General features: G+C 52.3%; 20 protein-coding genes. 9 read left to right on the top strand and 11 right to left on the bottom strand.

Translation table 11 applies throughout. From position 1 onward, the window contains the following. Positions 1 to 44: 44 nt before the first annotated feature. The 9 genes from urtE to B3P58_RS01350 all read right to left on the bottom strand — a co-directional run bounded on the left by urtE (position 45) and on the right by B3P58_RS01350 (position 11,389). Positions 45 to 743 carry an urea ABC transporter ATP-binding subunit UrtE gene (gene urtE, locus B3P58_RS01390; protein ID WP_145467058.1) on the bottom strand — a complete coding sequence of 233 codons (699 nt, stop codon included), beginning with the start codon at positions 741 to 743 and terminating at the stop codon, positions 45 to 47. A gap of 21 nt (positions 744 to 764) precedes the next feature. Further along, entirely contained in the window at positions 765 to 1,544 is a 780-nt protein-coding gene (gene urtD, locus B3P58_RS01385) for an urea ABC transporter ATP-binding protein UrtD (RefSeq protein ID WP_286715525.1), read from the bottom strand. Beyond that, a complete protein-coding gene (gene urtC, locus B3P58_RS01380; protein WP_286715523.1) occupies positions 1,541 to 2,770 on the bottom strand; it encodes an urea ABC transporter permease subunit UrtC in 1,230 nt (409 codons plus the stop codon). The genes urtD and urtC overlap by 4 nt, the downstream gene beginning before the upstream one ends. Before the next feature lie 11 nt (positions 2,771 to 2,781). After that, positions 2,782 to 4,419, bottom strand: coding sequence for an urea ABC transporter permease subunit UrtB (gene urtB / locus B3P58_RS01375; RefSeq protein WP_286715521.1), 1,638 nt, complete (start codon positions 4,417 to 4,419; stop codon positions 2,782 to 2,784). Positions 4,420 to 4,496: 77 nt separating this feature from the next. After that, on the bottom strand, positions 4,497 to 5,753 hold the full coding sequence (gene urtA / locus B3P58_RS01370; protein ID WP_230331379.1) for an urea ABC transporter substrate-binding protein: 1,257 nt from the start codon (positions 5,751 to 5,753) through the stop codon (positions 4,497 to 4,499). Positions 5,754 to 6,050: 297 nt separating this feature from the next. Continuing rightward, the gene (locus B3P58_RS01365) at positions 6,051 to 6,767 is read right to left on the bottom strand and encodes a GntR family transcriptional regulator (RefSeq protein ID WP_286715519.1); all 717 of its coding nucleotides are present in this window, start codon (positions 6,765 to 6,767) and stop codon (positions 6,051 to 6,053) included. A 2-nt stretch (positions 6,768 to 6,769) separates the two neighbouring features. Beyond that, on the bottom strand, positions 6,770 to 8,632 hold the full coding sequence (atzF, locus tag B3P58_RS01360) for an allophanate hydrolase (protein WP_286715517.1): 1,863 nt from the start codon (positions 8,630 to 8,632) through the stop codon (positions 6,770 to 6,772). Between the two features lie 236 nt (positions 8,633 to 8,868). After that, on the bottom strand, positions 8,869 to 9,396 hold the full coding sequence (locus B3P58_RS01355) for a DUF1569 domain-containing protein (RefSeq protein ID WP_286715515.1): 528 nt from the start codon (positions 9,394 to 9,396) through the stop codon (positions 8,869 to 8,871). A gap of 37 nt (positions 9,397 to 9,433) precedes the next feature. Continuing rightward, positions 9,434 to 11,389, bottom strand: coding sequence for a putative bifunctional diguanylate cyclase/phosphodiesterase (locus B3P58_RS01350; protein ID WP_286715512.1), 1,956 nt, complete (start codon positions 11,387 to 11,389; stop codon positions 9,434 to 9,436). A gap of 108 nt (positions 11,390 to 11,497) precedes the next feature. Between B3P58_RS01350 and B3P58_RS01345 the strand changes: the two genes are divergently transcribed. From B3P58_RS01345 to B3P58_RS01310, 8 genes are all read left to right on the top strand, one after another. After that, complete coding sequence (locus tag B3P58_RS01345) at positions 11,498 to 13,195, top strand: GGDEF domain-containing protein (protein WP_286715510.1); 1,698 nt, start codon at positions 11,498 to 11,500, stop codon at positions 13,193 to 13,195. A 126-nt stretch (positions 13,196 to 13,321) separates the two neighbouring features. After that, complete coding sequence (locus tag B3P58_RS01340) at positions 13,322 to 14,545, top strand: acyl-CoA dehydrogenase family protein (protein ID WP_286715508.1); 1,224 nt, start codon at positions 13,322 to 13,324, stop codon at positions 14,543 to 14,545. Between the two features lie 139 nt (positions 14,546 to 14,684). Beyond that, positions 14,685 to 15,521 carry an SDR family oxidoreductase gene (locus B3P58_RS01335; RefSeq protein ID WP_145467077.1) on the top strand — a complete coding sequence of 279 codons (837 nt, stop codon included), beginning with the start codon at positions 14,685 to 14,687 and terminating at the stop codon, positions 15,519 to 15,521. Between the two features lies 1 nt (position 15,522). Next, positions 15,523 to 16,620 carry a phosphotransferase family protein gene (locus B3P58_RS01330; RefSeq protein ID WP_286715505.1) on the top strand — a complete coding sequence of 366 codons (1,098 nt, stop codon included), beginning with the start codon at positions 15,523 to 15,525 and terminating at the stop codon, positions 16,618 to 16,620. Beyond that, a complete protein-coding gene (locus B3P58_RS01325) occupies positions 16,620 to 17,312 on the top strand; it encodes a histidine phosphatase family protein (RefSeq protein WP_145467081.1) in 693 nt (230 codons plus the stop codon). Before B3P58_RS01330 ends, B3P58_RS01325 begins: the two co-directional genes overlap by 1 nt. A 23-nt stretch (positions 17,313 to 17,335) precedes the next feature. Next, complete coding sequence (locus tag B3P58_RS01320) at positions 17,336 to 18,106, top strand: SDR family oxidoreductase (RefSeq protein ID WP_230331342.1); 771 nt, start codon at positions 17,336 to 17,338, stop codon at positions 18,104 to 18,106. A 140-nt stretch (positions 18,107 to 18,246) separates the two neighbouring features. Beyond that, complete coding sequence (locus B3P58_RS01315; protein ID WP_286715500.1) at positions 18,247 to 21,720, top strand: class I SAM-dependent DNA methyltransferase; 3,474 nt, start codon at positions 18,247 to 18,249, stop codon at positions 21,718 to 21,720. Positions 21,721 to 21,755: 35 nt separating this feature from the next. Then, a complete protein-coding gene (locus B3P58_RS01310) occupies positions 21,756 to 22,052 on the top strand; it encodes a hypothetical protein (RefSeq protein ID WP_286715497.1) in 297 nt (98 codons plus the stop codon). 133 nt (positions 22,053 to 22,185) lie between these two features. On the opposite strand, the gene gdhA is transcribed toward B3P58_RS01310, so the two are convergent. Then, a complete protein-coding gene (gene gdhA, locus B3P58_RS01305) occupies positions 22,186 to 23,529 on the bottom strand; it encodes an NADP-specific glutamate dehydrogenase (protein ID WP_286715494.1) in 1,344 nt (447 codons plus the stop codon). Positions 23,530 to 23,766: 237 nt separating this feature from the next. On the opposite strand from gdhA, the gene B3P58_RS01300 reads away from it, so the two are divergent. Beyond that, positions 23,767 to 24,819, top strand: a complete 1,053-nt coding sequence (locus B3P58_RS01300; RefSeq protein ID WP_286715490.1) for an SMP-30/gluconolactonase/LRE family protein — start codon at positions 23,767 to 23,769, stop codon at positions 24,817 to 24,819. Between the two features lie 162 nt (positions 24,820 to 24,981). Here B3P58_RS01300 and B3P58_RS01295 read toward each other — a convergent pair whose 3' ends face one another. After that, the gene (locus tag B3P58_RS01295; RefSeq protein WP_286715487.1) at positions 24,982 to 25,488 is read right to left on the bottom strand and encodes an REP-associated tyrosine transposase; all 507 of its coding nucleotides are present in this window, start codon (positions 25,486 to 25,488) and stop codon (positions 24,982 to 24,984) included. Positions 25,489 to 25,535 lie beyond the last annotated feature (47 nt).

Here is a 25,535-nt window from a genome sequence, read left to right as displayed (position 1 = left end):
GGAGCATGCTCCGGCTTTTTTCTATTAGTGCATCTGCATCCGCGCTAAATCGCCAGCAGCTCTTTCGCCTGCTGCGAGCTGGCTAACTCGCTGCCAGCGCCGGATGCCACCACCCGCCCCCGCTCCAGAATAATAAACTCATCCGCAAGTTCGGCGGCAAAATCAAGATATTGCTCAACCAGCACAATGGCCATTTCGCCGCGATCACGCAGCAGCTTAATCACACTGCCGATGTCTTTAATAATGGAGGGCTGAATCCCTTCGGTCGGTTCATCCAGAATCAGCAGTTTGGGTTTCAGCAATAACGCCCGGGCAATCGCCAGTTGTTGTTGCTGTCCGCCGGATAAATCACCGCCACGGCGTTTCAGCATTTGCTGCAGCACCGGAAATAACGAATAGATTTCCGGGTCAATACGGCGCTGACTTTTCGGCAGCGCTGAAAATGCCGTCTGCAGATTTTCTTCCACCGTCAGCTGAGAAAAAATATCTCGCCCCTGCGGCACATAGGCAATGCCCTGACGCGCCCGATCAAAGGGAGCGATGCCGTTCAGCGACTTACCCTGCCACTGAATATCCCCTTTACCGGCACTCAGGTGGCCCGACAGCGCTTTCATTAACGTGGTTTTGCCCACACCGTTACGTCCCAGTACACAGGTAACCTTACCGACAGCGGCACTCATGCAGACGTTATACAGCGCCTGACTCGCGCCATAGGAAACATCCAGTTGGTTTACATTTAACATCCAATAATCCTCCGTACCGGATCAGCGTCCCAGATAGACTTCGATCACCTGTGGATTGGCTTTCACCGTTGCCAGCGAACCTTCCGCCAGCACATGACCTTCGTGCAGCACAGTGACCTTGCAGTCGAGTGCTTCGATAAAATCCATATCGTGTTCTACCACCATTAATGAATGTTTCTGCGCCAGGCGCTTAAACAATTCAGCGGTCTTCATGGTTTCTTCATCGGTCATACCGGCGGCCGGTTCATCGATCAGCAACAGCTGTGGTTCCTGTCCGAGCAGCATGCCGATTTCCAGCCACTGCTTCTGACCATGGGATAAATTACCGGCCAGTTCATCGCGTTTATCCGCCAGATCGATCATGTCCAGAATCTCATCCAGCTTCTGTGCTTTTTCGGCGGTCAGTTTATGCAGCAACGCCTGCCAGATACTGCGCCCGCCTTTCAGCGACATTTCCAGATTCTCAAATACCGTCAGGCTTTCGATCACACTCGGCTTCTGGAATTTACGGCCGACGCCGAGGTTGGCGACATCCGCTTCATCAAAGCGGGTCAGGTCGTGCTGACTGTTGGCATTATCGGTAAAGATAATGGTGCCGGTATCGGGGCGGGTTTTACCGGTAATCACATCCATCATGGTGGTTTTACCGGCGCCGTTCGGGCCGATAATGGCGCGCATTTCACCCGGAGCGATGACCATGGATAACGAATTCAACGCTTTAAAACCATCAAAGCTGACACTGACACCGTCCATATAAAGTACCGATGGGTTATCAATATGTTTTGGCGTTTGCAGGCTCATACTTTTTCTCCCTGCACAAAGTTCAGTTTATCCTGCTGCTCAGGTGCAGCCTTGCTTTGCGTTTCAGTATTCAACGCCGGCGGATTGTCTTCAGCTTCTGCCTGATGTTTTTTCTGCTGATATTTTTCTTTCAGCTGTGCCCATAAGCCCACCACGCCTTTCGGCAGATACAGTGTGGTCAGCACAAACAAGCCACCCAGCATAAACAGCCAGAGTTCAGCAAAGGCACCTGTGAAATAGGTCTTGGCATAATTCACCAGCATGGCACCAATCACCGCACCAAACAGTGTGCCGCGGCCACCCACCGCCACCCAGATAATAATTTCAATGGAATTAATCGGCGCAAATTCGCCCGGATTAATAATGCCGACCTGAGGTACGTATAAGGCTCCGGCCACACCGGCCAGCATCGACGACACCACAAAGACAAACAGCTTGTAATGCTCAACCCGGTAACCGAGGAAGCGTGCACGGGATTCCGAATCACGGATAGCTACCAGCACCCTTCCGAGTTTGGAAGTGACAATAAAGCGGCTGATTAAATAACCCAGTATTAAAGCCAGCACCGAGGCCACAAAGAGCACTGCACGGGTATTATCCGACTGCAGGCTGTAACCGAGAATATCTTTAAAGTCGGTTAAACCATTATTGCCACCAAAGCCCATATCATTGCGGAAAAACGCCAGCAACAAGGCATAGGTCAGCGCCTGGGTAATAATCGACAGATACACCCCGGTTACCCGCGAACGGAATGCCAGCGCGCCGAACACAAAAGCAAGAATGCCCGGCGCCAGCAGCACCATCAGCATGGCAAACCAGAACTGGTCAAAGCCAAGCCAGTACCATGGCAGCTCCGTCCAGTTAAGGAATACCATAAAATCAGGCAATTCAGGATTACCGTACACACCGCGGTCGCCAATCTGACGCATCAGATACATGCCCATGGCATAACCACCCAGCGCAAAAAATGCACCATGGCCCAGACTTAAAATACCGCAGTAGCCCCAGATTAAATCCACCGCAATCGCCAGCAGGGCATAACACAGGTATTTGCCCAGCAGTGTCATGGTGTAAGTCGATACGTGGAAGAATGATCCTTCCGGTAATAACAGATTACTGAGCGGAATAAACACCGCCATCAGCACCAGTACCAGCAGTAATTTTCGTCCTGCGGCATCGTTCATCAGCAAACGGGTTAAAGGGCCTAATTGTTTTGTCTGTGTCATATTCCTGCCCCTTAACCGTTATCCACAGCACGGCCTTTGAGCGCGAATAATCCGCGTGGCCGTTTCTGGATAAACAGAATGATAAATACCAGCACCATAATTTTTGCCAGAACAGCACCGGCTAATGGTTCGAAGATTTTATTGGCCACACCCAGCGTCATAGCGCCGACCAGCGTGCCCCATAAATTGCCAACACCACCAAAGACCACAACCATAAAGGAATCGATAATATACGCCTGCCCAAGATTCGGGCCGACGTTGGTCAGCTGTGATAAGGCAACGCCGGCAATCCCGGCAATGCCGGAACCCAGACCAAAGGTCAGCGCATCGACCCAGCCGGTTTTAATACCCATTGAGCTTGCCATCGGCCGGTTCATGGTGACCGCGCGCATCTGCAGACCAAACAAGGTGCGCTTTAATACCAGTGCCAATACCGCCAGCACCATCAGGCTGAAAATAATGATGTACAGACGGTTCCAGGTCAGCTCCAGCGCCGGGTTAATCATAAAAGTACCGGCCATCCAGTCTGGCGTGGCCACTTCACGGTTTAACGGACTGAAAATCGAACGCACAGCCTGCTGCAGAATCAGACTGATACCAAAGGTCGCCAATAAGGTTTCCAGCGGACGGCCATATAAATGGCGGATCACGCTGCGTTCAATCAGCACGCCAACTAACCCACTGACCAGAAATGCTGCAGGCACGGCCACGACCAGTGATAAGCCGATATGCTCCGGCATCAGCAACTGCACCACATAGGTGGTATAGGCACCGAGCATTATCATTTCGCCGTGGGCCATATTAATAACGCCCATCACGCCGAACGTGATGGCCAGACCAATAGCTGCCAGCAGCAAGACCGCGCCCAGCGCCAGACCAAAATACAGATTCTCGATATAGCCATTAATGCTGACCAGTTTTTCGATATCGGTCAGTGTGGTTTGCGCCAGCTGGTATTCATTTTTACGTGACAGCTTTTCTTCATCACTGAAACTGCGGATAAATTCACTCAGTCCGGCACGCACTTCCGGATACAGTGCACCATCCAATGCGGTAAGCCCCTCAATCCGCTCTTCAGTCTGATCGGCTTTCAGTTGCATCAACGCGCGTACCAGGTGCAGAACCTCAGCCACAGAATTGTCAGTTTCCCGCTGCAGTGCCTGATCAATAAATGCCCGGTCGATATCATCACTGCTTTTCAGCAGATTCTGTGCAGCCGCCATGCGCTGTGATTTATGCTTCGATGAAATCTGTGCGCGGGAAATCAGGCTGCGTAAGGCAACCCGCAATGAATTATTAACACCAATTTTTTTAATATCGCGCTTACCCAGCCCGGTGACGGCTTGCAGGGTAAAGGCATCCTGCGCACTGTCCGGCTCACCGGAACTGTCGACCAGTAACAATTGCCCGTTACTTTTAACGTAATACAGGCGGCTGTCGAGTAATGCCTGCAAAATAACAATGGCCTGATCATCTTCAGCCAGTGCAATCTGCTCGGCCAGCGCCGCTTTTTCTTTATAGTTTGCACTGATTAATTGCTGACTGAGCTCTGCCAGAGAAGGCTGAGTTTCAGCATTGTTTGCCAGTAGATTATGGCTGGCAGAAAGTAATAAGACGGCGAAAAAAACACGTCTGAATAATGTGAACATGGGAACATCCTGTTGGAAAGGAACTGCACGCCTGCGCAGCGTTATATTAACGCCGGCAAACGTGCAGCGGGTCGGGCTTACTCGGCCGCTACGGCGCCACCACAGGTTTTGGTTGCTGTGTTGTAGTTGCCGCAGTTGATTGGTGCAGTCCAGTCAGAGATCAGGTTTTTGCTTTCAGGCAGGTAGTCAGTCCAGGCATCACCCGGTACCACACCTTCAGTCTGCCAGACGATATCAAACTGGCCATCTTCCTGAATTTCGCCAATCAGTACCGGCTTGGACAAGTGGTGATTTTTATTCATCACCGCCATACCACCGGTCAGGTTAGGAACAGAAATACCGATCATGGCATCCTGTACTTTGCTGACGTCAGCAGTACCGGCTTTTTCCACCGCTTTGGTCCACATATTGAAACCGATATAGGTTGCTTCCATCGGATCGTTGGTTACGCGTTTATCGTCTTTGGTGAAACTGTGCCATTGTTTGATAAAGGCATCGTTCTCTTTACCATCAGCGCTCATAAAGTAGTTCCAGGCGGCCAGGTGACCAACCAGAGGCTTGGTATCGAAACCAGACAGTTCTTCTTCACCTACCGAGAAGGCAACCACCGGAATGTCTTCCGCGCTTACACCCTGGTTCGCCAGTTCTTTATAGAAAGGAACGTTGGCATCACCATTAATGGTGGAAACCACTGCGGTTTTAACACCGGCGCTGCCGAATTTTTTAATGTCAGAGACAATGGTCTGCCAGTCAGAATGACCGAACGGTGTGTAATTAATCATGATGTCTTTAGCAGCAACGCCTTTCGACTTCAGATAGCTTTCCAGAATTTTATTGGTGGTACGTGGATAAACGTAGTCGGTACCGGCCAGAACCCAGCGCTTAACGCCAACGTCATTCATCAGATAATCAACGGCCGGAATAGCCTGCTGGTTAGGCGCCGCACCGGTATAGAAAACATTTTTTGAAGACTCTTCACCTTCATACTGAACCGGGTAAAACAGCAGACCGTTCAGCTCTTCTACAACTGGTAAAACAGACTTACGGGAAACGGAAGTCCAGCAGCCGAAAATCACATCGACCTTATCTTTCTCCAGCAGCTCACGGGTTTTTTCCGCGAATAAAGGCCAGTTAGAGGCAGGGTCGACTACCACAGCTTCCAGTTGCTTGCCCAGCAGACCGCCTTTTTTATTCTGCTCTTCCACCATCATCAGCACGGTGTCTTTCAGCGTGGTCTCAGAAATGGCCATGGTGCCGGATAATGAATGCAGAACACCGACCTTAATGGTATCGGCGGCATTGGCAAGACTGATACCAGCAGCCAGAGTGGTCATCGCCAGAACTTTGGTCGCTTTTGACAGCGTGTTTAATCCCAGTTTTTTCATCTTGAGTCCGTCCTTAATGTACTTTGATTTTATCCGGAGTCCGATTACTGCTGATCAGCTCCATTTATGAGTTAGCATTCCCTGTAGAGCAAAGCCTGTACCAACTTATAACCAATTGTTTTTTAAGAGTTTTCAGCCAGCAAGGTGCCATATACAGGAATAAACCCGCATTACCGAAAATTCACGCACCGTTATTGCTCAGCTGCTTTTAAATATTCACCGCATTGGTGCAGGCCGGATAAATCATTAATCTGCTCTGATATTAATGTTGTAGCGGCTCTTCGCTGCCTGAATGCGGTGCAGGGTAATATGGCGCACGGTATTTTTACTGACATCGATATGCTGGCTGAGAAAACCGGCCGCTTCTTCTGCGTTGCCATTCAGCATTAAATTCAGAATATGAGAGTGCTCATCATAGGTCGCTTTAATACGCCCCTGCTGGGTGAAATCCAGCCGGCGGATAATGCGCAGACGTTCACACACCATACGGTGAATCGCCGCCATTTCCTGATTCCCGCTGAGCGCCAGCAGAGCAAAATGAAAGTCTTCATCCATCTCTGCCAGCAGCGAACTGTCGTTCAGCCGCTGGCCTTCATGGCAGCACCAAAGCGTCAGTAGACCGGCCAGCTGTTCTTTAAGACCGGCGCGTCCACATAGGCGTTTTACCGCAGCCACTTCGAGCAGGGTGCGAACGTCGTATAAGTCTTCAAAATAACGGAAATCAAAGGGCCGGACCTGCCAGCCACTGCGGAAATGCACCTGCACAAACCCATCGCGCTCCAGCCGGTACAGTGCTTCACGTACCGGAGTACGACTGGCCTGCATACGCCTGGCAATTTCGTTCTCACTGAAGCGATCACCGGGCAGCAACTGGAAATCGAAGATATCGTTTTTCAGTTGCTGATAAATCCGTTCGGCCAGATTCAGTGGGCGCTTTTTTTCTTCAGTATCCGTTGGATACATGCTTAATTTCCGCTCTGGGATTTCAGATGAGCGATATACGCACGCCAGCCACCGAACCCGCTGATATGGGTTGCACTGGCCACCGCTTCCGGTTCACAGATAAAGCCTTTTACCAGGCGGCCATCGGCTAACTCCAGCGTGCCGATTCCCAAGGGCTGTGGAATTTCCGCAACAAAACTGCCGAAAGCGGCAACGTCCATTCGCCACAATTCGACAATGATTTGATGCCCTGTTTCAGAGCCACTATTCAGTAATGCATCATTAATGCGCACCAGGCCTGGCTTTGGCGGCACTGTATTGGCCAGGGCATAAAGCTGGTATTTTTTGGCACTCAGCGTTTGCTCCAGCAATATTGCATCACGGCTGGTCAGCTGATGATTCAGCGGCATACCGGTTAAATGGGCGCCGACCACCGCAACCACCACCGATTCGTCATCGCGTGCGCCAAGTAATACCGGCGCCTGTGGTAAACGCAGCGCCGCCTGCCAGTGCGCAGCAAAAGTCAGTAATGCATTTTCACTGAAGGCTGGTGCAATAACCGTGATACCGAAAGGCAGCCCATCGCTGCGTAAATTGGCCGGTAAAGCGATGGCACATAAATCGGCCAGATTAACAAAATTGGTATAAGTACCCAGTTGGCTGTTGACCTTAACCGGCTCGGCTTCGACCTCTGCAAGAGTTGGAAAGCAGGGTGCGGTAGGAACAAGCAGTGCATCGAAGCCCTGAAATAACTGCTGAATTTCCCGCAGCAGTTCCATACGCCGGTACTCGGCATTAAAGGCCTGAACCGCTGTTCCGCTGTTACCACCGGCAATAATACTTTTCACCACCGGATTAATGCCGGGTAAATCCTGCTGAATAAATTCGCCCACAGCGGCATAACGTTCCGCCACCCAGGGGCCCTGATAGAGCAGCGCAGCCAGTTCAGATAACGGCGAAAAATCGGTGGTGATTAATTCAAAGCCAAGGCTTTCAGCTTTTGCCAAAGCCGCTGTGAATGCAGCCTGCTGTACGTCATCACCAAACCATGGCATCTCGGCCGGTACCGCCAGCCGGCGGATGGTTTTTAATGGCGGGTTGCCCACTGGGCGGGAATACGCATCCTGCGCATCAAATTGTGCGGCCAATGCAAAAATGCGCTCGGCATCGAGGGTGTTTAACGCAAAAACAGAAACACAATCCAGACTGCGGCATGCCGGTACAACCCCCTGAGTACTGAGCGCCCCCTTACTGGCTTTCAACCCGACAATATGATTAAAGCCTGCCGGAATACGACCAGAGCCCGCAGTGTCGGTACCCAATGAAAAAGGCACATAACCGCGCGCAACCGCAACCGCAGAACCTGAGCTGGAACCACCACTGATATAGTTTTCATTAAATGGATTAGCCACCGCACCATAGGGTGAACGGCTGCCCACCAGCCCGGTGGCAAACTGATCGAGGTTGGTTTTGCCCAATACAATGGCACCGGCATTACGCAGCAAACGCACCACGGTGGCATCCGCCGGTGGCTCATAAGCAAACTCCGGACAGGCTGCGGTTGTCGCAAAACCGGCAACGTCGATATTGTCTTTTACCGCAAAAGGAACGCCGTATAACGGCAGCGCCTGCATATCGCCATCGGCGGCATCCAGTAATTGCTGCAACTGAATTAACTGCGCTCCCAGTTGCTGCTCGCTGGCCAGTTCAATCCAGACGCTGCCTTCTTTCAGCACGCCGTTGCAGCTTTCCTGCTGATGCACTTCTGCCCGTAATGCATTCAGCAATTCACTGGCATTAGCGCCGTTACGATAGGCCTGATTCCAGTCACCAAGACTCCAGCCCAGTAATGATTTTCCCGATTTTTCTGATGTGATGTCGCTCATAGCACTGCCAGTGTGTTCAACCTTGTATACAAGCTACAGAGCGACAGTCGTGCCAGTTTTTACTATGTCAGCGTAATGTGGGCCAAAACCACGGTATTGGCGGGCTTGCTGTAACCAGCCTCTGAAAAAATCAGGAATAACGCAGAAAATATGCGCGCGGTTTAAGCGCAAAAAAGAAAATATCGTGCATCAGAACGGGGCAGATTATTAAGCCCCGTACATTCTGGTGCAGAAAATCAGGCGGGAAATATCTGCTGCAGGTGATTGCGGATATGCAGTTCATGCGCAGCCGCATAGGCTGTTTTATCCAGTTCACCATACGCAAAATGGGGCGCCAGCTCTGCGCTGTAAGCCATAAAATCCTGCAGAGCCACCAGCAACCTCTGCAATGCCAGCTCCTGTTCCAGCGCCGGATCGGCTGCCACCATACCCGGCAGACCTTCGGTCAGATTGTGACGCATGGAACCCGCGGCACGGAATACCGCCAGCGCCGCACTGCCGGCGGTATGTTTAAACACGGAAGAATAATGCTGAGGATAGCCATCCATTGAACCGCGGATACTTTGTGCGCAGTGCTGAAAAACCTCACTCACCGACCAGGCCGTACCACTGCGTAAACGCTGACCATTAAGTGCCTGCAATTCCTGCAGTAACCCTGACAGATCATATTCCTTACTCCGGGCAACAGCACTAACGCCTGCGGCACCACCTGCCAGAACCAGAGGAACAGCAACTGCTGTTTTAAGCAAAGTACGTCGTTTCACACAGACTCCGGCTGATTATTGAAAAGCTTTGAGTCTGTCACAATTCCGATGAATGCGGTAACTCCTGATGGCTGTTATGAGCGTTCAGCCATTCTATTAGTTCATGCTCGGGCAGTGCCTGCGACCAGAAATAGCCCTGAGCTTCATCACACCCCAGTTGTTTTAACAGGTTCAGCGTTGCTTCGTCTTCCACCCCTTCGGCAACCGACTGTAACCCCAGACTGGCGGCCATCTGGATAATGGCACGCACCAGAGGCTCATCCCGTTGTGAGACACTCAGAGCTGTAATAAAGGATTTATCAATTTTCAGCCGCGAGGCATTAAAGCGGCGCAGGTAACCCAGGTTGGAGTAACCGGTGCCAAAATCATCGATGGCAAAAGACACTCCCATACTATGAATCGTACTTAGCTGACGGCTGATATCATCGCCTTCACCGATTAACATCGATTCGGTTAACTCCAGCTCCAGCGCCGACGATGGCAAGCCGGACTGCTGCAATACTTGCTGTACATTGCGCTCCAGTGAGCCATCACGGAATTGCACATAAGATAAATTAACCGCAACCCCCACCCCGTAATGTCCCTCCCGGCGCCAGCGCGTACAGGCCGCGCAGGCTTCCTGTAATACCCAGTGGCCGATATCCGCAATAACACCACTGCTCTCGGCCAGCGGAATAAATTCATCCGGTGTAATGTAAGAACCATCCGCCTGTGGCCAGCGGATCAACGCCTCAACACCACAGACCCGGCCATTGCTGATATCAATTTTGGGCTGATAAAACAGGCGGAATTGTTTGTCTTTTAATGCCTGACGGATTTGCGTCATCAGATTGAATTTATCGATATTGGCGCGGCCCATATCATCATTGTATATGCGGAAAACATTGCGCCCCTCATGCTTGGCCTGATACATCGCCAGATCCGCATACTTACACAGGGTGTTGAATTCCGTGCCGTGCTCCGGAGCCAGAGCAACCCCAACCGATCCGGAGATTTCGATCTGGGTCTGCATAATAAAAAAGGGAGTGGTTGCTGCTGCAGTCATACTTTGCGCCAGCCGGGTCAGCTGATCGTCATCGCCATCCAGTGCCGCCATCAGCAGAAATTCATCACCGCCAAAACGGCACAGCACATCATCAGGACGACTGAGTGCCTGCAAACGTCCGGCGAGCTGCTGCAGCAGTAAATCGCCGGCGGCATGCCCAAGTGAATCATTCACCGGTTTAAAACTATCCAGATCCAGAAAAAGCACCGCCAGTGGATGCTCGTCACGCAAACATTGCTGATATAACCGGGTATAAGATTCTTCAGCAAAGCGGCGGTTAGATAAACCGGTCAGCTGATCCTGGCTGGCCAGCCGGGCAATGGTCTTCTGGCTGTTCCGTACCCGCTGATTTTCCTCCCTGAGTCCATCCATCAGACGGCGCTGATCACGTAATAACAGGTAAGCGCTGAAACCGGTAATAAGCAGGATCACATCGGTAAAAATCAGATGTTTGAATTCGACTTCCGGCAGAAAAGGATGAAAGTAACCAGTAATCGTCAGCCCGGCCATCAGCGAGCAATAGCTGACAATAAAAAACAACAACCCCGAAAACAGCCGCACATTGCCCAGAATGGCGGCAAAGATCAGTACGCCGGGATAACCCAGCACCGCCATATCGCGCACGCCTCCGGAGTGCCAGGCCAGCACCGACAGCATAGCCGTCAGCGCCCAAAGAAGAATATTGGCGGCAATACCAGGCTGCTGCTGATGAGCAAACCAACCGGCCAACACCAACACAGCACAGCCAGCCAGTACTGTCAGCTGCGTATGCCCTGTAGCCACAAATGCCGCCAGCAGCAGACCCATCAGCGTCAGACTGGTGATCTGCAACAAACGCTTTGAGCGCAGAACACTGGCATCATGGCCCAGCAGCGGGACCTTGCTCTGATCCGGAGAAATAGCGGCATCCCCATAATGTTGTCTGTCTATCACTTTAGCCGCTGGCATGGGTTACGCTGTTTCCGTCTGCCGGAAATTTGTAACCAGTTATATCCTTAACCGCACGATGTGGCCGTAAACGCCTATCCTTTATGCATTAATGAATCAGGATATAACATGAATCTTCGCCCCCGGTTTTTGCTGCTGACCACCGTTCTGATCGCGCTGAGCGGTGCAGGCCTGTGGCTGCTCACCCAGCAGATTGCTTTGGGGATTATGCAGGAATGGGCGCTGCGCCACTTTGAAACCCAGGTAAAACTGGAGAAAACCCGCACCCTGCAGCCAATCATCCGCGAAGTTACCCTTGCCCGGCAGTTGGCCGATTCCCAGATATTACGTGCCTGGGCCCGCCAGCCTGACGACCCGCAATTAAAGGCACAGGCACTGGCCGAGATGGAGACCTTCCGCCATAACTTTGCCGACCAGAGCTATTTTGTCGCCCTGCGCGAATCCGGCGATTATTACCATAACAATGCCGCCAACGAGTTTGCCGGGGCCGAATACCGCTACACCCTGCGCGCCGATAATCCCAACGACCGCTGGTTTTACAGCATCATCGGGCAAAACCGCGATATTCACCTGAATGTGAATCCGGATATTCCGCTGGGCGTCACCAAGCTGTGGATCGATGTATTGCTGCGCGATGGTGAACACGTGCTGGGCGTGGTCGGCACTGGTCTCGACCTCACCACCTTTATCGAGCAGGTTGTGAGCCAGACCGAGCCCGGTATCAGTAATCTGTTTTTTGACCATGAAGGCGCGATACAGGTATCCCGTGACCCCAGCCAGATTGATTTTGCCAGCATCACCAAGCAGGCAAGCGACAAGAAAACCATCCAGCAGCTGCTGAGTGATCCGCGGGAACGCGCGCAGCTGCAGGAGTTACTGCCGCAGGTTATGCACAACCCCGGGCAGGTCGGCAGCATGTATCTCACCATAGAGCAGCAGCGTTATCTGGCCGGAGTGATCTATCTGCCCGAGATCGACTGGTATGAAATCACCCTGCTCGATCTCAATACCCTGCTGCCACTCAGCACCTTTAACAGCATATTTATTGCCGCCGGCCTGAGCCTGCTGCTGGCGCTGCTGCTGTTTCATATCGCTCTTAACCGTTACGTCCTTAAGCCACTTTCCCTGCTCGAAGATGCCATCGGCCAGCTGCGCTCCGGGCAGCACACCGTGCCGCTGCTGCCACGCCACCGCGCCGGTGAAGTCGGCCGGCTGCTGCGTCATTTTCAGGAAATGGCAGCCAGTACTCTGCTGGCGCGCAGTGAACTGGAGCAGAAAGTCCGGGAAAGAACCGAAGCGCTGGAGCGCCTGACCCAGACCGATACCCTTACCGGCCTGCTTAACCGTCGTGGCATGACCCAGCAACTCAGCCTTGAATACCAGCGCCTGCAACGGGAAGGAGAACCCTTTGGCCTGATCTGGCTGGATCTCGATCATTTCAAAAGCATTAATGATCGTTACGGTCATGCCTGTGGTGACCAGGCGCTGATGACCACCGCCAGTATCATTACCGATCTGCTGCGCCCTTACGATCATGCTGCACGCTGGGGGGGCGATGAATTCCTGATCCTGATCCGCACCGATGACCAGCAACTGCTTGATCAGCTGGGAGAGCGGCTGTGCCAGGCTGTTGCCGCACAGCAGGAAGTACTCGACGACCAGCAGCAGCCCATCGCCCTGACCCTCAGCGCCGGCAGTTATCTGGCACGCAATCACAACAGCCTGGAAAGCATCCTTTCAGCTGCCGATCAGGCGCTGTATCAGGCCAAACAGAATGGCCGTAACCATCATCGCAGCGCGACATAACAGGGCATTGCGCCTGGCTAATACATAAGCGCCATGAATACCAAGCAATTCAGATTATTCAGTTCATACATATCAAAAGCCTCCGTAGACTGGCTGTATTAACCATCCACTCTACGGAGCATTCCTATGGATTTTGAACATTCAGCCAAAGCACAGGACTACATCAAACGCGTTAAAGCTTTCATAAAAAATGAAATCGAACCGGTTGAAGAAGACTACCTGCGCGAGCTGCACAGCCTGGATAACAAGTGGGTGGTACTGCCCATCATCGAAGAACTGAAAGCCAAAGCTAAAGCAGCTGGCCTGTGGAATATGTTCCTGCCGGACGAACACTATGGTGCCGGTCTGAGCACTCAGGAATACGCCGCTGTGGCCGAGCTGACCGGCCGTTCTTTTATCGCTCCGGAAATTTTTAACTGCAACGCGCCCGACACCGGCAATATGGAAGTGCTGGAAAAATACGGTACACCGGAACAGCAGGAGCAATGGCTGAAGCCGCTGCTGGCCGGTGAAATCCGTTCCGCTTTCTGTATGACCGAGCCAGGGGTCGCCTCCTCTGACGCCACCAATATGGAAGCCACGGCCACCGTCGAAGGTGACGAAGTTGTGCTTAACGGCCGCAAATGGTGGAGCACAGGTATTGGCCATCCGAACTGCAAAGTCGGTATTTTTATGGGCCTTACCAACCCCGATGCACCGCGTCACCAGCAGCATTCTATGGTGCTGTTCCCGTTCGATGCGCCGGGCGTAAAAATCGAGCGTATGCTGCCGGTATTCGGCTTCTACGATGAGCCCTACGGCCACGGCGAAGTCAGCTTCGATAACGTGCGCGTACCACTGAGCAATATGATCGCCGGCCCCGGCCGTGGTTTCGAAATTGCTCAGGGCCGCCTTGGACCTGGCCGTATCCACCACTGCATGCGTCTGATCGGCATGGCGGAAAAAGCGCTGGAACTGATGTGTATCCGCGCCGCCAGCCGTACCGCTTTCCACAAACCACTGATGAACCTGGGTGGTAACCGCGACATCATCGCCAACGCCCGAATGAACATCGAGCAGGCCCGTCTGCTGGTCATGAAAGCCGCCTGGATGATCGACAAAGTCGGTGCCATGGGGGCGATGAGTGAAATCTCTCAGATCAAAGTGATCGCTCCGAATATGGCGCAGCAGATCATCGATGCGGCCATGCAGATGCATGGTGGTGGTGGTCTGTCTGAAGATCTGCCGCTGGCTGGCCTGTATACCGCCGCCCGCGCCCTGCGTCTGGCCGATGGTCCGGACGAAGTGCACCGCGGTCTGATCGCCAAGATCGAAATGATGAAATACAAAAAATATATGAAAGAAGCCTGAGGCGTTGCCGGAGTGCCGGTAAGCAGCCGGCACTCCCAGACTTATGTCACAAACGCCCCTTAACAGGCCATTAAGCACACAACACAATCAGAATCATTCCAGCGGCGTCTTCAGCCGCTGTTGCATTTGAGGATACGGGATGAAAAAGGTACTGATCACCGGCGCCGCAAGCGGACTGGGCCGGGCACTGGCTCTGCGGTTTGCTAAAACAGGCGCAGACATCTGCATTGCAGATATCAATATGGGCGGTGCAGCCGAAACCCTGAACATGGTCGAACAGGCCGGCGGTAAAGGCTGGATCTACGAACTGAACGTCACCGTCCCGGAACAGTGGGCCCTGCTCGAACAGGAAGTGAAAAAACGCTGGGGCGGTATCGACGTTGTGATTAACAACGCCGGCGTAGCGACCGGTGACCGTATCGAAGCCGGTGAATGGGCCTGGTGGGATTGGGTGATCGACATTAACCTGAAAGGCGTCGCCCTTGGCTGCCGTACCTTCACGCCAATGATGAAAGAACAGGGCAGCGGTTATTTTATTAACGTTGCCTCACTGGCCGGCCTGATGAAAGCGCCGTCGATGGCCTCTTACAACGCCACCAAAGCGGCCGTGGTTGCCATCTCCGAAACCATGCATTTCGAGCTTAAGCCTTACGGCATCGGCACCACCGCCCTGTGTCCGGGCTTCTTCCGCACCAACCTCAACCACGGCATGAAAACCTCCGACCCGGATATGCTGAAGTTTGTCGATAAAGTGTTCGCCGCTTCCGCACTGGATGCCGAAGACATTGCCGACGCGGCTTACCAGGCAATGGTGAAAAAGCAGATGATCTGCAATCCGCATCCGGTTGGCCGTCGCGCCTATTTCATCAAGCAGTACCTGCCATTCCTCTACCGTCGCGAGATGGACAAAATGGCGCTGGGCCTGAAGAAGCGCGAAGATCAGCGCAAAGCCTTTAAAGAGGGAAAGGACGCCTGATATGAGTGAACAGTTTATCGATGAAGCCAGGGCACTGCGTGACAGCGATGCCTTTGATATTCAGGCCGTGCACAACTGGCTGAAAGCGCAGGGCCATGACTATGGTGACGAACTACCTGCCGTTAAGCAGTTTTCCGGTGGCGCATCGAACCTGACCTATCACCTCAAATACGCCGACCAGTACAGCAATAACGATCTGATTCTGCGTCGCCCACCGGCCGGCCACAAAGCCGCCGGGGCGCACGATATGAAACGCGAATACAGCGTGATGGATCGTCTTAAACCTGTGTACCCCTTCGTGCCGAAAATGATCGCCTTCTGCGAAGACGACAGCGTACTGGGCAGCGACTTCTACGTAATGGAACGCATGCGCGGCATTATTCCGCGCGGCAATCTGCCACGCGGCATGAGCCTCAGCAAAGAACAGGCGCGCGCACTCTGTATTTCGGTATTCGACAAACTGATCGACCTGCATCAGGTCGATTATCAGGCCAATGGCCTGGACGATCTGGGCAAAGGTGCAGGCTATGTGCAGCGTCAGGTTGAAGGCTGGAGCAGCCGTTTTGTTAAATCCAAAACCTGGAATGTCCCCAGCTTTAACAAAACCATGCAATGGCTGAAGGCCAATATGCCGGCGGATGTAAAAACCTGCATTATTCATAACGATTACCGTATGGATAACGTCGTGCTTAATCCGGATAACCCCGGCGAAATTATCGGCGTGCTGGACTGGGAAATGGCCACTCTCGGTGATCCGTTAATGGATCTCGGCGGCGCTCTGGCTTATTGGGTTCAGGCCGACGACGACTTTTTAATGCGTGCGATCCGCCGTCAGCCAAGCCATTTACCCGGCATGCTGACACGGCAGGAAATTGTCGATTATTACTGCGAAAAAATGGGACTGGATGCGAAGCTCTGGCCATTTTACGAAGTGTTCGGATTATTCCGTCTGGCCGTCATCGTGCAGCAGATTTATTACCGCTATCACCATAAGCAAACCGATAACCCGGCCTTTAAAAATTTCTGGTTATTTGTTCATTACCTGAACTGGCGCTGTAACCGCATTATGAAAAAAGCCCGTAAGGCTGGTTTTAAATAATGGCCGGTATTTATCTGGTACGTCACGGTCAGGCCGGCTTCGGTAAGCTGAATTACGATCAGCTTTCTGACACCGGTCACCTGCAGGGCGAATTAGTCGGTAAATCGCTGGCGCTGCGCGGTATTGAGGCCGGCATGGTTGTGCATGGCGCGATGCAGCGCCATCGCGAAACCATGCAGGGTGCGCAGAAGCACTGGCATACCTTCGGCCCGGTCAGCGAGATGGCCGGATTCAATGAATTTGATTCCGACGATGTGATCGCCTGTGCTTACCCGCAATTTAAAAATAAAGCGGTGCTGGGCGCCTGGATTCTGGCTCAGCCCAACAAACGTAAAGCCTTTCAGGAATTATTTGCTAACGCGGTTGAGCGCTGGACCAGCGGCAATCACGACAGCGATTATCTGGAATCCTGGACGGCATTTACCGGACGGGTAACAGCCGCCTTAGAGGAATTACTGACCCGGGCTGAGGGCAAGCATGTGGTGGTATTTACCTCCGGCGGCCCTATTACCGCCATTGCCCAGCAGTGCCTTGGTTTAACCCACGATAAAGCTTTTGATATGAACTGGACGCTGCTGAATGGTGGCATTACCCAATTGCTGTATAACAGTAAGGGGAAAGTCAGCCTGGCATCGTTTAACGAACAACAACATCTGGCTCAGGCCGGAAAACATTTTCTGACGTATCGCTGAGAAGCATAAAAAGGGAGTCCATAATGAACCCACAAGAACTGTTTAACCTGTCTGGCCGTGTTGCTCTGGTTACCGGCGCCAGCCGTGGTATCGGCGAAAGCATTGCCAAACTGCTGGCCGCAAGCGGCGCACACGTTATTGTTTCCAGCCGTAAAATCGACGGTTGCCAGCGTGTTGCTGACGAAATTAAAGAAGCCGGCGGCAGCGCTGAAGCACTGGCCTGCCATATCGGTGAAATGGATCAGATTGAAGCCTGCTTCAAAGCTATTGAAGAAAAACATGGCAAGCTGAATATTCTGATTAATAACGCGGCCGCCAACCCATACTTCGGCCACGTGCTGGATACCGGTCTGGACGCTTTCCAGAAAACCGTTGATGTGAATATCCGTGGTTACTTCTTTATGTCGTCGATGGGCGCAAAATTAATGAAGAAAAACGGCGGTGGCTCCATCGTTAACGTTGCTTCTGTTAACGGCGTGATTCCGGGTGATATGCAGGGTATTTACTCCATCACCAAAGCATCCGTTATTGCCATGACCAAAACCTTCGCCAAAGAATGTGCGCAACTGGGTATCCGCGTAAATGCCCTGCTGCCGGGTCTGACCGATACCAAATTCGCCAGCACCCTGACCAGCAACGACGCCATCCTGAAAATGGCGATGATGCATATTCCGATGAAGCGTGTTGCGATGCCGGAAGAAATGGCAGGCACCGTTCTGTATCTGGCCTCTGATGCTTCCAGCTACACCACCGGTGCTGCCATTAACGTTGATGGTGGTTATCTGCTGGTGTAACCACCGTAGGAGCGGGCCATGCCCGCGAATAATCGCCCCGCCAGGTAGCCCCTGAGCGGGGCGTTTTTGTTTCGGTTGCCAGACCGGTTATCTGCCGTTAGGCTTCGCCGATTAATAAAACGCTCAGGAGCAGTACCCGCATGGATGTAAGGCCCATCGACCACGAAAAAACAGAAGCTTTTATTAGCCGCTGGAAGGAAGGCGGTGGCACAGAGCGGGCAAACTACCAGCTGTTTTTACTGGAACTGTGTGAGCTGCTGGAGTTGCCCAAAGCCGACCCCGCCGGCGACGATACGCGCGATAACGCTTATGTATTTGAACGGCGCGTCATTATCCGCAAAGCCGACGGCACCGACAGCAACGGTTTTATCGACCTGTACAAGCGTGGCTGCTTTGTACTGGAAGCCAAACAAAGCGGGCTGAATCTGGAATCGAGCGGCTGGGACAAAGCCATGCTGCGCGCCCACAATCAGGCCGACCAATACGCCCGCGCCCTGCCCGCCGACGAAGGCCGCCCACCGTTTATTATTGTCACCGACGTTGGCCGCAGCATTGAGCTGTACTCCGAGTTCAGCCGCTCGGGCGCCACCTACACGCCTTACCCCGACGCCCGCAGCCACCGCATAGGCCTTACCGATTTACACAAACCCGAAATACAACAACGCCTGCGCACCGTCTGGTTAAACCCGCTCAGCCTCGACCCCAGCCGCCATTCGGCCAAAGTCACCCGCGACATTGCCGACCAACTGGCTAAGCTGGCTAAATCATTAGAAGCCGATGGCAACGGGCCGCAAATGGTCGCAGATTTTTTAATGCGCGCCCTGTTTACCATGTTCTCGGAAGACGTGGGCCTGCTGCCCGAGCGCAGCTTTACCGAATTACTCACACGCCTGCAGAATAAGCCCGATATTTTTGCCCCCATGCTCGAGCAGCTGTGGCAAACCATGAACAGCGGCGGCTTCTCACCCATTCTGGAAAGCACCGTACTGAAATTTAACGGCGGCCTGTTTGCCAGCGCCCACGCCATTCCATTAAACCGCGACCAGATGGAACTGTTATTAAACGCCGCCAAAGCCGACTGGCGTTATGTAGAACCGGCCATTTTCGGCACCCTGCTGGAGCGCGCGTTAAACCCACGCGAGCGCCACAAATTAGGCGCGCACTATACGCCTCGCGCCTATGTCGAACGGCTGGTACTGCCCACCATTATTGAGCCCTTACGCGACGAATGGCAGGAAACCCAGACCGCCGCCTTAACCTACGAACAGCAAGGCAAACACAAAGAAGCCGTCGCCGAAGTGCGCGCCTTTCATAAACACCTGTGCGATATCCGCGTGCTCGACCCGGCCTGTGGCAGCGGCAACTTTTTGTACGTCACGCTGGAGCATATGAAACGTCTCGAAGGTGAAGTGCTCAACCTGCTGCACGATTTAGGTGAGTCACAAGGCCTGCTGGAACTGGAAGGTGTAACGGTCGACCCGCACCAGTTTTTAGGCCTGGAAATTAACCCGCGCGCCTCCCGCATTGCCGAAATGGTGCTGTGGATTGGTTACCTGCAATGGCACTTCCGCACCCATGGCAAGGTAAACCCGCCCGAACCCGTGCTGCGCGACTTCCACAATATCGAAAACCGCGATGCGTTAATTACTTACGAAAAGCAGGAAGTGATTACCAACGACGCCGGCATTCCGCAAACCCGCTGGGATGGTATTACCTACAAACCCAGCCCCATTACCGGCGAACCCATTCCGGACGAACGCGCACAGGTGGAGCAATACCGCTATATCAACCCGCGCAAGGCCGAGTGGCCCAAAGCCGATTATATTGTCGGCAACCCGCCGTTTATTGGAAACAAACGCATGCGCACTGCCTTGGGTGATGGGTATGTTGATGCCGTACGTAACACCTGGAATGAAGTGCCCGAATCAATCGATTTTGTTATGTATTGGTGGAATATCGCAGCACAAAAAATTAGAAATGAAGAAGTTCGAAAGTTTGGCTTTATCACTACAAACAGTATCAAACAAAGTTTCAATAGAAGACTTCTTGAAACCTACATTACAGATAAAAACCATCCAATATCACTCGTCTTCACGATACCAGATCACCCTTGGGTGGATTCTGGAGACGGGGCCGCAGTTAGAATATCCATTAACGTAGCCACACTAGGAAACCATTCAGGGAACTACTTGTCTGTTCGAAGTGAGTCATCTACGGGTTCGGACGAATATCGTGTTGAATTTGATTCCAAAATGGGAAAAATTAATCCTGATTTAAGTCTCGGAGTGAACATATCCTCTACGACTCGACTCATATCAAATCGAGGACTATCAGGGCAAGGAATAAAATTGGTTGGTGATGGATTCTATATTACGAAGGGAGAAAGTATCAGTGAGCAAAACCCTGTTACGAAAATGCCAATCAAAAGAGTCATTATGGGGCCTAAGGATATACTTAACGGAACCAAAGGTCGTATAGCTATCGATTTTTTTGGACTCAGTGAACAGGAAGCTAAAAGTATATCTCCTATTGCTTATCAAAAAGTTTTAACTGAAGTTAAACCTCTGAGAGATAAAAATCCTCGCAAATCAATCCGAGAGCAATGGTGGAAGTTTGCTTGGGATCGTCCAGTCATTCGAAATGGACTCAAAGGCCTATCCCGTTATATAGCAACACTAGAAACATCCAAACATCGTGTATTTACCTTTATATCTGCTGATTGTCTCTGGGATGGATCGCTCTTTGGAATTGCTTCGGAAGACGCTCTATTGCTTGGTATCTTATCTAGCAGAGCACATACATTATGGGCGCTAAGCGCAGGAGCTGATTTGGGGCCAACCCCTCGATATAACAACACTCTTTGCTTCGAGCCATATCCTCTGCCAGAGCTTACGCCTCACCAAAAAGATGAGATACGAATGCTCTCAGAACGGCTAGACGCCCACCGCAAACAACAGCAGGCGCAATTTCCGGAATTAACCTTAACCGGCATGTACAACGTGCTGGAAAAAATCCGCGCGGGCGACGTGCTCAGCGATAAAGAAAAAGTGATTCACCAACAAGGCCTGGTATCGGTACTGCGCGAAATTCACGATGAACTCGACCGCGCGGTATTCGCCGCCTATGGCTGGGATGATTTAGCCGATCAGCTAGTTGGCCTGCCCGGTGCCACCACGCCGCTGCCGGATAAATCAGACGCACAGGCCGCCGCCGAAGAAGAGTTATTGCAGCGTTTAGTGGCACTGAATGCCCAGCGCGCCGCCGAAGAAGCCAACGGCCATATCCGCTGGCTGCGCCCGGAATATCAGAACCCAAATCAGGATCAGCAAACCAACTGCGCAGCACCGCAGCAAACCGAAGCCGATCTGGCGATGGACGACAGCGAGACTCCGGCCGAAAAACCCAAAGCCGCAAAGAAAGCTGCATGGCCCAAAAATATGCGCGAGCAGGTAGCGGCCGTGCGTGCGGCTCTGGCGATTGGCGACCTGTCTGCTGCCGCCATCACCCAGCAATTTAAAGGCAAACCAGGGAAACAGGTAGAGTCAGTATTGGGAGCACTGCTGGAACTTGGCATAGTGTCGGAGCACGACGGCATGTACAGCCTGAAAGGCTGACCGAAACACAGGGCAAACAACACAAGGATGTGAACATGACCAGAGAGAAGGAACCGTTACCGCCGCCCCGATCATTCCGCCAGCGGATAGTCAGCGCCGCCGCATCAGCATTGTTTGTTTTGCTGCTGGCAGGCCTGCTGATCACGCTGGACGTGAAAATCGGCATTACCTACCTGTTCATCTCGGCGCTGCTGTGGGTACTTATTCTCGCTCTTGGCCTGCCACTGCTGCTGTTGTTCTTTCCGGCGCTGGGTTATCCGCTTTTGTTGTTGCTGATGTTGCCTGAGCAAATTTTTAATGCTTTGCGGCAACGGAGCAGACGACAGAAATGATCAGAAGACGATCAGTAACCGGGTACGCATTCCAACGCAGGAGCGTTGGAACGAGGTGTTAGGAGCGTGGGAACGAGGTGATAAAATACGGCGATAACGGCGGCCAGTTACAGGGCACCGTTATTTTTTAGCTTCATATAACGCCCTGCGCCAGCATGGCATCGGCCACTTTCACAAAACCGGCGATGTTCGCACCATCGACATAGCTTACGTTACCGTCATCACGGCAGCCGTATTTCAGACAGGCGCGGTGAATACCCTGCATAATTTCCAGCAAGCGGGCATCCACTTCCTCGCTGGTCCAGCACAGGCGCATGGCGTTTTGGCTCATTTCCAGACCTGAGGTTGCCACACCACCGGCGTTACTCGCCTTACCCGGCGCAAAGAGCACGGAATTCTGTTCAAACACACTGATGGCTTCGGCTGTACAGGGCATGTTGGCGCCTTCGGCAATGCACTGCACGCCGTTTTTAACCAGTGCCTGCGCATCGTCTTCATTCAGTTCATTCTGGGTTGCGCATGGCAGCGCCACATCCACCGGAATATGCCATGGCGTACGGCCGGCCATATAAGGCAGACCCGCGGCTTTGGCATAGTCTTCCACCCGGCCATAGCGCTCATTTTTAATGCTCATCAGCAGTGCCAGTTTTTCTGCGTCAAAGCCTTCTTCGTCGTAGACCGTACCGCTGCTGTCGGATACACAGACAACGATCGCGCCCAGCTGCATGGCTTTTTCAACGGCGTACTGCGCAACATTGCCGGAACCGGAAATACCAACACGCATTCCTTCCAGTGAACGTCCGGCATGCAGCAGCATTTCCTGAGCAAAATAAACGGTGCCATAACCTGTTGCCTGCGGACGGATTAAGGAGCCGCCAAAACTCAGGCCTTTGCCGGTAAATACACAGTCGGAACGGTTAGTCAGCTTACGCAGCATACCAGCCATGTAGCCGATCTCACGCGCACCAACACCAATATCCCCAGCCGGCACATCGGTATCAGAACCGATATGGCGGTATAGTTCGCTGATAAAGGCCTGACAGAAACGCATGATCTCGCCCTGGCTTTTACCCTTTGGATTAAAGTCAGAGCCGCCTTTACCGGCGCCCATTGGCAGGGTTGTGAGGGCATTTTTGAACATCTGCTCAAAGGCCAGGAATTTCAGCACCGACTGGTTCACCGACGAATGAAAACGCAAACCACCTTTATAAGGCCCGATGGCAGCACTGTGCTGCACGCGATAGCCACGGTTAACCTGCACATCGCCATTGTCGTCCACCCAGGACACACGGAACTGAATGATACGCTCAGCCTCAATCAATCGTTCCAGTAGCCCCTGTTCGGCGTAATGAGGATGAGTGGTAATAAAAGGCCACAGACTCTCCATCACCTCAGCAACGGCCTGCAGATATTCAGGCTGACCAGGGTTTCGCTGAGCAACAACATCAAGAAAATCTTTTACTGACTCGTAACGCATAACAGCTCTCGTATAACGCGTGAATGGCACACCACCAACGCGCATAACGCCCTGCTATGGTGCAAAGGCGTTATTTTTGCCAAACATGGCTTAAAAAGCATCTGATTTCTTAATATTTTTAACATTAATATGCCTGACAGGTCGTACAGCACTGAATATCCCTGTTACGGCTATGGCAATATTGCCCCTGTGCAACCCGCGTTCAGCCCAACATAATCAAATAAAAAGGACATTCTGATGCTGAAAAAACTGCTGTTGATCACCGGACTGGCGCTGGCCGGCGCTGTTTTGTGGCCCTCTCCTATCGACTCTGTTGCGGTTAACGCCTCACGTCCTCTGGCCTTCGCCGGTGTTCTGGCGACGAACGATATGCTGCAAAGCACACAGATAACCAAACTGCCGGCCGGCAAAGCCGGCGGCGAAGATATTGCCAAAGATAAGCTCGGTTGCTTATACACAGGCACGCTCGACGGCAGCATTCTGCGCAAGTGCCCGTACAGTGATTGGGAAACGCTGACTAACACAGGTGGCCGGCCACTGGGGCTGCATTTTGACAGCGAGCAGAATCTGATTATTGCCGACGCAGAAAAAGGCCTGCTGAGCATGAGCCCGACCGCCAAAATCAGTGTGCTGGCCGACCGCTATAACAATGAAAAACTGGGCGTTGTCGACGATGTGGATATCGGCGCCGACGGCACCATTTATTTCTCCGATGCCAGTAACCGTTATGCACTGAAAGATATCGTGCTCGACATTCTTGATGGCCGCCCGTCCGGGCGTTTATTTGCGTTTAATCCACAGAATAAAAGCCTGACGTTATTGGCCGATGGTTTTGCCTTTGCCAATGGCGTGGCGGTGTCGGCCGATCAGAGCTATGTACTGATTAACGAAACCTTTACCTATCAGATCAGCAAGGTCTGGTTAACCGGCCCAAAAGCCGGACGGAAAGAAATCCTGCTGGATAAATTGCCCGGCCTGCCGGATGGCATTGCCCGCGCCGCTGATGGCACTTACTGGGTTGCCATGTACGGCCTGCGGCCAAAACTGGTGGATAAATTCCACGCTAACCCATGGGTAAAAAATCAGCTGGCTAAATTGCCAAAATCATTAGCACCGGTACCCAAGCCTTATGGTCTGATTCTGCAGATTAATGCCCAGGGTGAAATATTGCAGAGCCTGCACGACCAGGCAGCGGTTGCTATTGGAGAAGTGACCTCAGTGCAGCCGGAAGAGGATGGGCTGTATCTGGGTACATTGCATATGGACCGGATTGGTAAGTGGGCTTTCTGAAGATTGCTGTATCTGGTGGGCATTGCCCACCCTACTTTATGACACTCTAATGCGTTCTGGTTTCTTTGAACGAGACGACTCTTCGATGCACAGTTCGTAAGCATACCATTGCTCACCGAAGGTTAAATTGCAACCGTAGGGTGGGCACTGCCCACCAAAAAATCATTCTCCGAAATCACCTGTTAAATTTTCACTGCTCGCCCAATCTTGCGGATACATCCCCCGCTTCACATAGCGATGGAAAGATGAATATGGCCACTCAGCCACAGCAGAGCATAAGCCATGCTTAACGGGATTAATAAAAATATATTCAACATGACGAATCAAATCGTTCTCATCTCTGATCTGGTGCTCCCAGAATCTTCGTTGCCAAAGACCTGAGTCTCTTTCACCGCTATAACCTAAATGCTTGCTGGTCAGCCTTTTTATCTTTCCTATCCGGCTGGAGTAATCGTAATCACCCTCAGGTAATGTCCAGATGCAATGCATATGATCAGGCAAGAGAACCCAGGCAACAATATCGAATGGTTGAGTCTGACGAACATGTAAGATGCTTTCACGCAATGCCTGCCGGACATCAGGCGCTGTCAATAACGGCTTTCTTTTTGCCGTTACAATAGTGAAAAAAAATGTGCCTCCTGGGGCTTTGGCTCGCCGATAATAAGACATGATCAGTTCCTTTGATCAATTTTTTATATGCTTGAGGTTGGTGGGCA

Origin of the sequence: Thalassolituus sp. UBA2009 (genome assembly GCF_002335285.1) — a bacterium.
In the GTDB taxonomy this organism is placed as follows: Bacteria; Pseudomonadota; Gammaproteobacteria; order Pseudomonadales; family Oceanobacteraceae; genus Venatoribacter; species Venatoribacter alkanivorans.
This window is presented reverse-complemented; position numbering and strand designations above follow the sequence as displayed.

Excerpts from the sequence above, each read along its gene's own strand:
- urtB (WP_286715521.1), bottom strand. The coding sequence starts at position 4,419 with ATGTTCACATTATTCAGACGTGTTTTTTTCGCCGTCTTATTACTTTCT.
- B3P58_RS01335 (WP_145467077.1), top strand. The coding sequence starts at position 14,685 with ATGAAAAAGGTACTGATCACCGGCGCCGCAAGCGGACTGGGCCGGGCA.
- B3P58_RS01310 (WP_286715497.1), top strand. The coding sequence starts at position 21,756 with ATGACCAGAGAGAAGGAACCGTTACCGCCGCCCCGATCATTCCGCCAG.
- B3P58_RS01325 (WP_145467081.1), top strand. The coding sequence starts at position 16,620 with ATGGCCGGTATTTATCTGGTACGTCACGGTCAGGCCGGCTTCGGTAAG.
- B3P58_RS01320 (WP_230331342.1), top strand. The coding sequence starts at position 17,336 with ATGAACCCACAAGAACTGTTTAACCTGTCTGGCCGTGTTGCTCTGGTT.
- B3P58_RS01365 (WP_286715519.1), bottom strand. The coding sequence starts at position 6,767 with ATGTATCCAACGGATACTGAAGAAAAAAAGCGCCCACTGAATCTGGCC.
- urtC (WP_286715523.1), bottom strand. The coding sequence starts at position 2,770 with ATGACACAGACAAAACAATTAGGCCCTTTAACCCGTTTGCTGATGAAC.
- B3P58_RS01345 (WP_286715510.1), top strand. The coding sequence starts at position 11,498 with ATGAATCTTCGCCCCCGGTTTTTGCTGCTGACCACCGTTCTGATCGCG.
- B3P58_RS01330 (WP_286715505.1), top strand. The coding sequence starts at position 15,523 with ATGAGTGAACAGTTTATCGATGAAGCCAGGGCACTGCGTGACAGCGAT.
- B3P58_RS01295 (WP_286715487.1), bottom strand. The coding sequence starts at position 25,488 with ATGTCTTATTATCGGCGAGCCAAAGCCCCAGGAGGCACATTTTTTTTC.
- B3P58_RS01315 (WP_286715500.1), top strand. The coding sequence starts at position 18,247 with ATGGATGTAAGGCCCATCGACCACGAAAAAACAGAAGCTTTTATTAGC.
- B3P58_RS01300 (WP_286715490.1), top strand. The coding sequence starts at position 23,767 with ATGCTGAAAAAACTGCTGTTGATCACCGGACTGGCGCTGGCCGGCGCT.
- urtD (WP_286715525.1), bottom strand. The coding sequence starts at position 1,544 with ATGAGCCTGCAAACGCCAAAACATATTGATAACCCATCGGTACTTTAT.
- atzF (WP_286715517.1), bottom strand. The coding sequence starts at position 8,632 with ATGAGCGACATCACATCAGAAAAATCGGGAAAATCATTACTGGGCTGG.
- urtE (WP_145467058.1), bottom strand. The coding sequence starts at position 743 with ATGTTAAATGTAAACCAACTGGATGTTTCCTATGGCGCGAGTCAGGCG.
- urtA (WP_230331379.1), bottom strand. The coding sequence starts at position 5,753 with ATGACCACTCTGGCTGCTGGTATCAGTCTTGCCAATGCCGCCGATACC.
- B3P58_RS01350 (WP_286715512.1), bottom strand. The coding sequence starts at position 11,389 with ATGCCAGCGGCTAAAGTGATAGACAGACAACATTATGGGGATGCCGCT.
- B3P58_RS01340 (WP_286715508.1), top strand. The coding sequence starts at position 13,322 with ATGGATTTTGAACATTCAGCCAAAGCACAGGACTACATCAAACGCGTT.
- gdhA (WP_286715494.1), bottom strand. The coding sequence starts at position 23,529 with ATGCGTTACGAGTCAGTAAAAGATTTTCTTGATGTTGTTGCTCAGCGA.